The 10,206-nt window shown below is 40.9% G+C and carries 10 protein-coding genes; 4 read left to right on the top strand and 6 right to left on the bottom strand.

Annotated features, from left to right (window positions below):
• The first annotated feature begins 1 nt into the window (after window position 1).
• The 4 genes from CYP77_RS04840 to fldA all read left to right on the top strand — a co-directional run bounded on the left by CYP77_RS04840 (window position 2) and on the right by fldA (window position 2,837).
• Window positions 2-1,168, top strand: a complete 1,167-nt coding sequence (locus tag CYP77_RS04840) for a sugar transporter (RefSeq protein ID WP_103566144.1) — start codon at window positions 2-4, stop codon at window positions 1,166-1,168.
• 137 nt (window positions 1,169-1,305) lie between these two features.
• The gene (locus CYP77_RS04835; RefSeq protein WP_002939277.1) at window positions 1,306-1,617 is read left to right on the top strand and encodes a DUF2325 domain-containing protein; all 312 of its coding nucleotides are present in this window, start codon (window positions 1,306-1,308) and stop codon (window positions 1,615-1,617) included.
• 3 nt (window positions 1,618-1,620) lie between these two features.
• On the top strand, window positions 1,621-2,334 hold the full coding sequence (locus CYP77_RS04830) for a UDP-N-acetylmuramate--alanine ligase (protein WP_103566148.1): 714 nt from the start codon (window positions 1,621-1,623) through the stop codon (window positions 2,332-2,334).
• 11 nt (window positions 2,335-2,345) lie between these two features.
• Entirely contained in the window at window positions 2,346-2,837 is a 492-nt protein-coding gene (fldA, locus tag CYP77_RS04825; protein ID WP_103566151.1) for a flavodoxin FldA, read from the top strand.
• Window positions 2,838-2,865: 28 nt separating this feature from the next.
• Here fldA and CYP77_RS04820 read toward each other — a convergent pair whose 3' ends face one another.
• From CYP77_RS04820 to CYP77_RS04795, 6 genes are all read right to left on the bottom strand, one after another.
• Window positions 2,866-3,603, bottom strand: a complete 738-nt coding sequence (locus CYP77_RS04820) for an amino acid ABC transporter ATP-binding protein (protein ID WP_103599704.1) — start codon at window positions 3,601-3,603, stop codon at window positions 2,866-2,868.
• The gene (locus CYP77_RS04815; RefSeq protein ID WP_103566155.1) at window positions 3,603-4,271 is read right to left on the bottom strand and encodes an amino acid ABC transporter permease; all 669 of its coding nucleotides are present in this window, start codon (window positions 4,269-4,271) and stop codon (window positions 3,603-3,605) included. The genes CYP77_RS04820 and CYP77_RS04815 overlap by 1 nt, the downstream gene beginning before the upstream one ends.
• Window positions 4,272-4,294: 23 nt before the next feature.
• Window positions 4,295-5,047: an amino acid ABC transporter substrate-binding protein gene (locus tag CYP77_RS04810; RefSeq protein ID WP_103566157.1), complete on the bottom strand. Its 753-nt coding sequence runs from the start codon at window positions 5,045-5,047 to the stop codon at window positions 4,295-4,297.
• Between the two features lie 9 nt (window positions 5,048-5,056).
• Window positions 5,057-5,809: an amino acid ABC transporter substrate-binding protein gene (locus tag CYP77_RS04805; RefSeq protein ID WP_103566160.1), complete on the bottom strand. Its 753-nt coding sequence runs from the start codon at window positions 5,807-5,809 to the stop codon at window positions 5,057-5,059.
• Window positions 5,810-5,818: 9 nt separating this feature from the next.
• On the bottom strand, window positions 5,819-6,598 hold the full coding sequence (locus CYP77_RS04800) for an amino acid ABC transporter substrate-binding protein (RefSeq protein WP_103566162.1): 780 nt from the start codon (window positions 6,596-6,598) through the stop codon (window positions 5,819-5,821).
• A gap of 145 nt (window positions 6,599-6,743) precedes the next feature.
• Window positions 6,744-10,196, bottom strand: a complete 3,453-nt coding sequence (locus tag CYP77_RS04795) for an acyl-[ACP]--phospholipid O-acyltransferase (RefSeq protein ID WP_103566166.1) — start codon at window positions 10,194-10,196, stop codon at window positions 6,744-6,746.
• Between the last annotated feature and the right edge of the window lie 10 nt (window positions 10,197-10,206).

Below are 10,206 nucleotides of genomic sequence, written 5' to 3'. Positions count from 1 at the left end.
TTTGATAAATGTCCATAAAATAGCCTATCTAAGGGTTATCGCGTTAGCTTTTGCAGCTTTTATATTTAATACAACTGAGTTCGTGCCGGTGCCACTTTTAAGCGACATAGCAAAGGATTTTGGCATGAGTACGGCTGATACTGGGCTCATCATCACGATATATGCGTGGAGTGTGACGATACTCTCGCTACCATTTATGCTTCTAACTGCAAATTTAGAGAGAAGGTCGCTACTTTTAAAGGTTTTTATCATTTTTGTGGCTTCTCACGCACTTTGCGCGGTCGCTTGGAATTTTACTGTTTTAGTTATAGCTCGCGTGCTAATAGCCATCTCACACGCCATATTTTGGTCGATCACCGCCTCGCTTGCTGTTAGGGTGGCACCTATCAATAAAAGCTCGCAAGCTCTGGGACTTTTAGCACTTGGCACATCGATGGCGATGATACTTGGCTTGCCGCTTGGTAGAATTTTAGGCGATAGCTTGGGCTGGCGTGTCACATTTGGGCTCATAGGGGTCTTTGCTGTGGGCGTTGGCACTTGGCTATATAAAATTTTGCCACTTTTGCCTAGCAAAAACTCAGGCTCGCTAAAAAGCTTGCCGGAGCTTGCAAGAAATGGCTTTTTGATGGTGATATTTTTGCTAACTGCTATCGTTATCAGCGCGCATTTTAGCACCTATAGCTACATCGAGCCATTTGCTAAAGACATAAGCGGCTTTGATGGTAAATTTATCACCATATTTTTGCTTTTGTTTGGCGTTGCTGGTATCGTAGCAAGCGTGCTTTTCTCTAAATTTTATAAGCTTATACCAAATGCTTTTACAGCTATCTCAATAGCGATCATTTTAGCCTGCTTGCTTGTGCTAAATTTGATCGCTACAAATGAGAGCTTGATGCTTGCGCTTGCCTTTATCTGGGGGCTTGGCATAGCTGGGATAAATATGAGCTTTCAGATAAAGGTGCTAAGCTTAGCCTCAAACGCCACAGACGCTGCGATGGCGATATACTCGGCTATTTATAATATCGGCATAGGAGCTGGCGCGCTCATCGGACATCAGACGATAGTCCGCCTTGGAGAGCAAAATATCGGCAACGTTGGCAGCCTTTTTGCAGTGGCTGGGCTTGTTATCTTTCTCGTTGCGGCAGTTAAATTTAAAAAAGCTGAGTAAATTTAGCCTTTTTAAAAAAACCAAAAACGTTACAAATTTCTACAAATAAGTGATAATAAATATCATAACTAAGAATAATTTTAGCTAAGCTTTCTTATAATCGTTATCAGAAAACGAATAAATTTTAGGAGCTTGTTATGTCAGTTTTAGTTATCGGAGCAGATGAGATCACGCCTATTAAGGCTGTTTTGCATGATTTGGGAGCTGAAAAGATAGAGCACTGGGACGCTAGAAATGAAAACCGCGTTAATCGCAAGCCGATCCCACAAGATACTGAGTGCGTGGTGATGCTAACTAGCTTTTTAAATCACAACACGATGAAGACTATTAAAACTCAAGCAAAAAAGAGAAATATCCCTATCGTTTGTGCCAAAAGAAGCGTTAGCTGCGTATTTTGCGAGTATTGTAAGGTCTTTGGGCTAGATAAGGAATTTGGATGCAAAGAATAATCGATGAAGTTCGGGTTTTTATCAGATATTGGCGAAATAACTCCAAGTATTTTTGCAAAGCTTGACAAGCTTTCTCGTGCGAAAATTTTTATCGCACTTTATAATGTCGGCGTTGAAAGCGAGCTGAAGATCCCGCTTTCTTACGCTAAATTTCTAAATTTCAAAGATATTTTTGATGCTAGGATAAATTTCTTACTTCGCGATAAATTTCTAAATTTTAAACCAGTTGATAGCTTTTGCATGCCTTCAAACATCATCATAAATGCTTATTTGAAAAATGACTTTAAAGCGTTGAAATTTGTAGCAAAAGAGCCAAAGATGGCAGCTGCAAAGATGATAAAGATGCTTTATAAAAGCGGGGAATTTGAGTTTTTTATTGACGCAGCGCAGATGTTTTGCCAGTTTGTTTATGATAAAATACGCCTCCGCCATCAGGACAAAGAGGTCGTGCTAAATGGCGGCGTCATCTCGGTCAAAAAAGATGGCAAAAATTTACTCAGCGTCATGCCAAGCTTTAAAAGGGTGAGCTTTGATGATATGAGAAATTTAAACGACGACATCGATGCAGCCGTTTGCGCGCTTGGTCGCGAGTGCGAGATGGTTTATATCGTTTGTCCTAGAAATGAGGAATTTAGGCGGCACGTTGAGGTTAGGCACTGCTTTGCAAGAGGGTGCATAAAGCTCGTGCCTTATACGATTATTAGTAAAATTTTTTAAAAAGGATAAAAATGATAGGTATAGTTTTTGGAAGTAGCATGGGAAATACCGAAGATGCAGCAAAACTTATAAGCGAAGGTCTAGGCCTTAAAAACGAGCTTTTAAACGTCTCTGACGTGGATGCGGCAAAGATAAATAGCTTTGATAAGCTCATCCTTGGCACATCGACCTGGGGCAGCGGCGACCTGCAAGATGACTGGGACGCGTTTGACTTTAAAGCGTTAAATTTAAACGGCAAAACGGTCGCTGTTTTTGGTATGGGCGATAGCGAGAGCTACTCAGATGAGTACTGTAACGGCATGGCAAAGCTTTATGATGAGGTCGTAAAAGCTGGCGCAAAGGTAGTTGGCGAAGTTAGCACTGATGGCTATACATTTGATGGCTCTGATGCCGTAAGAAATGGTAAATTTGTGGGTCTAGCGCTTGATGCTGATAACCAAAGTGACAAGACAGAGGGTAGAATTTCAGCTTGGATCGAGCAGATAAAACCATACTTTGCATAATAAATTTAGCTAGATCTTCTAGCTAAATTTATATATCCATAGCCGAGATGAAGTTTTTTATCCTCTCATTTTGGCTGTTAAAAAACTCATCTACCAAGCCATCAAACGCGATCACGCCTTTATCTAAAAATAAAATTCTATCAGCTATCTTTCTAGCAAAATTCATATTGTGAGTGACGATGATCATAGACTTTTTCTCTTTTGCAAGAGATAAGATGACCTTTAAAACTTCAGCCTCTAGCTCTGGATCTAGCGCACTTGTAGGCTCATCAAGTAGCAAAAAGTATGGATTTACAGCTAGCGCTCTAGCGATGGCTACACGCTGCGCTTGTCCGCCTGAGAGCCTGTTTGGATAGGTATCTTCTTTGTGGCTAAGCCCCACTTTGGCTAAAAGCTCTTTTGCCTCTTTTATAGCCTCGTTTTTATCCTTTTTTTGAACGTAGATCGGAGCTTCGGTGACATTTTGAAGCGCTGTTAGGTGCGGGAAGAGATTGAAGCTTTGAAAGACCATGCCTGTTTTTTTGGGAATTTCTAAAAGCTCTTTTGAGCTAAGCTTCTCTTTAAAATTTACACTCCTATCATCTACCTCTAAAGTGCCACTTTGTGGGATCTCAAGTAAATTTATGCACCTAAGAAGCGTTGATTTGCCACAACCAGATGAGCCAACTATCACGGTCGTTTGCCCCTCTTTAAAGCTTGTATTTATGTTATCTAGCACTAAATGATCGCCGTAAGATTTGCTTATATTTTTAAAATTTATAGCCATTAGACATACCTTGAGACAGCTTTTTCAAGCCTTGATTGAAGATAGGTTAAAAGTGTGCAAACCACTAGATAGATGAGTGCTGCTAGGATGTAGAGGATGAGTGGCTCAAAGGTCCTTGCTGCGATCCTTTGAGCGACCATAAACATATCTACCATCGTTATAGAAGCTGCTAGTGAAGTGTCTTTAACAAGGCCTATAAATGTGTTTGAAAGCGGAGGGAGTGAGATCCTCACTGCTTGAGGCGCGATGATGCGCTTTAAAATTTGATAGTGCGTCATGCCAAGCGATGTGGCTGCCTCCCACTGACCTTTTGGCACAGAAAGTATGGCAGCCCTTACAGACTCAGACGCATAAGCGCCCACATTTAGACTAAATGCGATAGTCGCCGCACTCCAAGTATCAAGCGTGACACCGAGGCTAGGAAGTCCGTAAAATACGATGAAAAGCTGCACAAGAAGCGGCGTACCGCGAAATATCCAAACATAGGTGGCAAATATAAATTTTAAAATTTTTATATTTGAAAGCCTTGCTACTGCTGTGATAATGGCGATGACAAGCCCTAGCGAAAACGAGAGCAAAGTAAGTGGGATCGTCACTTTTAAAAGTGCGATGATCATCGGTAGCGTCGAGCTTGAAACAAGCTCGATCACTCTATCTAAATTTTCCATTTTTGCCTTGTTGGTTTATAAATTTATTTTGAGACGTCTTTGCCAAAGTAGCTTTTTGAGATGGCTTCTAGTTTGCCTTCTTTTGAAAGTTCAGTTAAAGCATTTGAAATTTGCTCTGCAAGTTCGGCGTTGTCTTTCTTGATAGCTGCTGCTGTGTAGTCTTTCTCGTCAAGTGAGGCAGCTATCTTCACAGGCGCGTTTGGACGCTCTTTTATAAAGTCGTAAAATACGATGTTATCTCTTACAACAGCATCTACACGTCTTGATATAAGAAGCTCCATGCTTTTAGCAAAACTATCTGTTACGACGTGTTCAGCACCGTACTTTACAGCGACTTTCGCCCAGTTACTAGTCGCTGAGTCGGCATCTTTTTTACCTTTTAGATCAGCAAAACTTTTTATATCGTTATTGTCTTTTCTAGTGATGATAGCGCCAAATGTCACAGTATAAGGCACTGAAAAAGCATATTTTTTCTTTCTCTCATCAGTTATGCTAACTTGATTGAACACAACGTCTGCTTTGCCAGCGTCAAATGCTGCTAGCATCGCGTCCCATGGAGCTGTTAGAAACTCAACTTTTAAATTTAGCTTTTGCGCTACTACTCTTGCGATATCTACGTCGTATCCCACTAACTCATTTTTGTCATTATAAAATGTAAAAGGAGCGTAAGTGCCTTCTGTTGCTACTGTTAGTACGCCATCTTTTATAGTTTTTGCTTGCAAATTTAGAGCCATTGCAAGCACTGCTACTACTTTTAATAAATTTGTAAATTTCATTTTGATCCTTTATTTTGAAATATCTTTTCCAAAATATTTCATTGAAATTTCGCTTACCTTGCCCTCGGCTTTTAGCTCATCAAGCGCTTTGTTTATAGCTTCTAGTAGCTCGGTGTTGCCCTTTTTAAGAAGTGCAGCTGTTGGCATCGGCTCGTTGCTAGTGTATGCGATCTTGAGCGGTGCATTTGGGCGTTGTTTGATGTAGTCAAAAAATGTGACGTTGTCATTTATCGTATCATCAGCTCTTTTTGAGATGATAAGCTCCACGCCTTTGCTAAAGCCATCAGCTACGACCACTGTTGCGCCGTTTTTCTCAGCTATCGCTGCCCAGTTGCTAGTTGCAGAGTGCACGCTTTTTTTGCCCTTTAGATCAGCAAAACTTTTGATGTCGTTATTATCTTTATGCACGACTATTACGGGATATGGCATGGTGTAAGGCACACTCATGTCATACTTTTTCTTTCTATCTTCGTTTATGCTAACTTGATTAAACACTACGTCTGCTTTGCCAGCGTCAAATGCAGCTAGCATCGCGTCCCATGGAGCTGTTAGAAACTCTATCTTTAAATTTAGCTTCTTTGCTACAGCTTTTGCGATATCTACGTCATAACCTACTAGCTCGCCCTTTTCGTCATAAAATGAGTAAGGTGAGTAAGTGCCTTCAGTTGCAACTATAAGCTCGCCTTTTTTGATAGTTGAAGCATTTAAATTTAAAGCTAAAAAAGCACCTGCGATAAAGCCAAAAATGGGCTTAAAATTCATTGATTCTCCTTATTTAGAAATGTCTTTGCCGAAGTATTTAAGCGAAATTTCGCTTAAAACTCCTTCTTTGCTAAGCTCATTTAGGGCATTATTTATCTTATTTAGTAGCTCTTTGTTACCTTTTTTAACAATCGCAGCCGTATACATAGGCTCATCACCAGCTTCGATGATCTTTATAGGGGCATTTGGATGTTGCTTGATGTAGTCATAAAACATCACCGCATCATCTATCGTATCATCTGCTCTTTTTGTGATGATCAAATTTATCTGATCGCTCAAACTATCGGCCACAACTAGCTTGGCGCCATACTTTTCAACGGTTGGTATCCACATGCTATTTACTGAATGCACGCTTCTTTTTCCTTTTAGATCAGCAAAGCTCTTGATGTCGTTATTGTCTTTATGCACGACGATGGCTGAGTAAGAGAGCATATATGGCACGCTGTAGTCATACTTTTTCTTTCGCTCATCGGTTATGCTAACTTGGTTAAATACCACATCAGCCTTGCCAGCATCAAATGCCGCAAGCATCGCATCCCATGAAGCTTCGATAAATTTTGGCTTTACGCCTAGTTTTTTAGCCACAGCTCTTGCTATCTCCACGTCATAGCCCATTAGCTCATCTTTTTCATTGTGAAATGAAAATGGCGAATAAACACCCTCGGTCGCTATCCTTATGACACCATCTTTCTTGATCTGCTCGTAAGAATTTGCCGAGGCAGAATTTAAAGAGAACAAGCAGGCAACTACGAAGGTTACACCAAATTTAAAAGTACTAGAAAATTTCATACAAAACTCCTTATAGAAAAAATAAAATCAATAATGGAATTTGCAAAAAAAGAAAATTTTTTAAGATTTATGCAAATGTTAGTCGCAACTGCGACCTATGTGATATTTTGGTGCTATTTTATCACAAAAATAAAAGGGCGGCGCCTCACTCCGCTAAAAGTGAGACCGCTAGAGCTTTAACGCCCTTAAAATCAACCTTGCCACTTGCAAGCGTTGGGATATCATCAACGATGAATATATAGCTTGGCATCATTATAGGAGCTAGGTTGCTCTCTTTTAAAATTTGCTCGATATTCTCAGGTTCAGTGCCGCTTTTAACTAAAAGTGCGATCGCTTCTCCTTTTTTGCTATCTGGCACGTTTGCACTGCTAAAGACAACGTCGCTTCCGAGCACCTTTGCAAGCTCTTCTTCGACGCTTCCAAGGCTTATCATCTCGCCGCCAATTTTAGCAAATCTTGAGTATCTATCGACGATAAAGACAAAGCCGTTTTCGTCTATGTGTCCTTTATCGCCAGTTTTATAGTATCTTACGCCGTCAATGTGTGTGATGACGTCGCTTGTCTTGGCCTCGTCGTTTAGATAGCCTTTCATCACCTGCGAGCCGCCGATGACGATGAGCCCGTCTGTGCCAGTTTCTAGCTCTTCAAGCGTCTCTGGATCGATTATCTTTATGATAGTGCCAGGTAGAGGCATACCAACGCTGCCAGGTCTATTAAATGTAAGCTCTTTTAGGCTCTCTTTTTCTAGGATATTTGGCATATTTACAGCAGCTACTGGCGCCGTTTCGGTCGCGCCATAGCCTTCATAAATTTCTATGCCAAATTTGAGCCTAAACTCATCTTTTATCTCAGGTTTTAGCTTCTCAGCCCCAGCTACGACCATTCTGGCACTTTGAAACATCAGCGGATGAAGCTTTTTGTTTCTGGTGTAGAGCCTAAAGAACGTTGAGGTGCCAAAGATGATGCTAGCGCTGTGTCTTGCGGCCATTTTGCCGATAGTCGCTCCGTCTGTTGGGTCAGGCACGCTCACCATTTTTATGCCCTCGCAAAGTGGCATAAGTGTGGTGACTGTTAGGCCAAATGAGTGAAATACTGGGAGTGAGTTTAAGATCACGTCATCTTTTTTGAAATTTAGAAGTTCGCTTATTTGCTTGATGTTTGCAAGTAAATTTTTATGGCTTAGCTCGATACCTTTTGGCTCGCCCTCACTGCCACTACTAAATAAAATAGTAGCTGTATCCTCTAAGCTCACTGGCTTAAAATAGCAAAGCTTAATGAGCCAAGTTGGGGCAAAAAACGCAGTTAAAAGCGCTAAAAATTTCTCCTTTTTTGAGACGCTAGCTGAGAGATCTTCTGCAAATTTAGCCTTGCCACTCATCGCATCTTTTAGATCAAAGCCCTTAAGTGCGAGCTTTTCAAGAAATTTACTAGATGTGATCACTGTCTTTATATTTGCCTTTCTTAGGGCGTGATTTAGCGAGGTCTCATTTAGTGTGTAGTTTAAATTTACGCTCACTTTGCCCATTGCAAGAAGCGCCATATTTACGATGGCTGCGATACTTGAGCTAGGTAGCAAGATACCTATATTTTTCTCATCTTTTAGCTCGCGTTTGAAAATTTTGATAAAGACTAAAACGGCGGTTATAAATTTCAAGTTGCTTAAATTTAACCCTGTGCTGTCGCTCACGCACTCTTTAAATTTACTCTCTTTTGCGTTGTTTAGCCACTCGTTTGTTAGTGGTTTTTGTCTTGAGATAAAGCTCTCCCACGATGAAAAGCTAAGCTCAAGCACCTTTTGCTTCATCTTTGCAGCGTTTATAAATGTAGTTATTGGCCTGCCAAAGGCGACGATGATATCGCGTCTGCCGTTTTTAGAAGTGAGGTCTTTGTAAAATTTACTAGCTCTTGAAAAGCTCGAACCCCAAAGGCCACGAAGATAAAATGGCACGATACAAATTTCTTCTAGATCTCTGATGATAAGCTCAAATCCCTTTTGAAACTCATTTATCTGGCCGTTATAGCTGATGTGGCCTTCTGGGAAAAGTGCGACCACTTCGCCATTTTTTAGGCACTCACGCACAAGCTCGATCGACTCTTTGCTGGCCCCTGCGCCTATCGGGATCACTTTGAAAAATTTAAAAATTTGCTTTAGATACCATTTGTTATAGATCGTTCTATACATGACAAATCTTATGCCTCTAGGGCTTGCAGCTTGAAGCACGAGCCAGTCGATCCAGCTGATGTGATTGCCAAGAAGTAGCGCGCCGCCACTTTGCGGTAAATTTTGAAGTCCTTCAACGAAAAAGCGGTACTTTGTCTTTAAAAATGGCAGTAAAAGTAGCCTTGTAAAAAGGTGTGGAAGCTGCAAAATAGCGTAAAAACTGCCAATCAGACAAACAAGCGCTGTAAATACAAAAAGCCCAGTGGTTGAAATTTCAAAATATACTAATCCTATGCCAATGGCTAGAAATAGCAGCATTGAGATGTTTTGTAAGAAGTTGTTTGCCGCCATTATCTTGCCAGTGCTCTTTTGCGGGGCAAAGTACTGGATCATCGCATTTAACGGCACTATGAAAATTCCGCCAAAAAAGCCAAATGCAAATGAGCTAAGGCTCACTACGCCGATGCTTGAACCAAATGCAAAAAATAATAGCGAGAAAAATATACCAATAGCGCCCATCGGCACGATACCAAGCTCGATGTGTAGCTTTGACATAGAGCCAGCCACGTATGAGCCAAATGCGATACCTATGGCGCTTACTGCAAGGATTGCCTGCACTGCTAGAGAGCTATCGTCATTGAAAACTGCCTTGTAGTGAGCTGGAAAAGCTGCGATGATGATCTGAGAAATTCCCCAAAATATGCTTAGTCCAGCGATGCTTAGCCAGATGTTTTTATCTGATCTTACCTCTTTTAAATTCTCTCTTAAGTAGCTAAGGCTGATGTATTTTTTAAGCTCAAATTCTCCGCATTGTTCGTTTGTTTCGCTAATATAAGGTAGCTTGTAGGCAAAAAATGCTTCAAGCGCGCTAAAAACAACCAAAAAGATGCCGATAGGATAGACGCTTTTTAAAATTTCTTCTGAGTTTTCACCTTGGATGTATAAATTTTCAAATATAAATGAAAATAAAAATGAGCTAACAAGTATCGCAATGATGGTGAGTGCTTGGATGACGCCGTTTGCTGTGCCAAGTCGCTCAGTGCCGACGAGGGCTTTGATGATGCCATATTTTGCAGGCGAGTAGATCGCACTTTGAGCAGCTAGTATGAGAGTGAGTGCAAATGCCACGCCAAAAGCGCCCAAAAGGTAGCTAATAAACACCGCAACGCTGATAACAACGCCAAAGACGGCGCAAATTCTAATAACCTTTGTCTTTGCAAATTTGTCATTTATAAAGCTTGAAGGCGAAAATAAAAATATAAATGGAAGCAAGATCATCGCGTTTATAACGGCTGTTAGGATGAAAAGCGTGTCGCCTGAGTAGGTCTTTAAAAGGACGTTTTGGATAGTGATTTTGTGTGCTAGATCGACACTTGCGTTTAAAAATGCGATCGCAAGGTAGGGCAAAAAGCCAGTGACTTTTAGTAAATTCCTCATGAATAAAGCC

The sequence above is a fragment of the Campylobacter concisus genome (genome assembly GCF_002913865.1).
In the GTDB taxonomy this organism is placed as follows: Bacteria; Campylobacterota; Campylobacteria; order Campylobacterales; family Campylobacteraceae; genus Campylobacter_A; species Campylobacter_A concisus_AM.
This window is presented reverse-complemented; position numbering and strand designations above follow the sequence as displayed.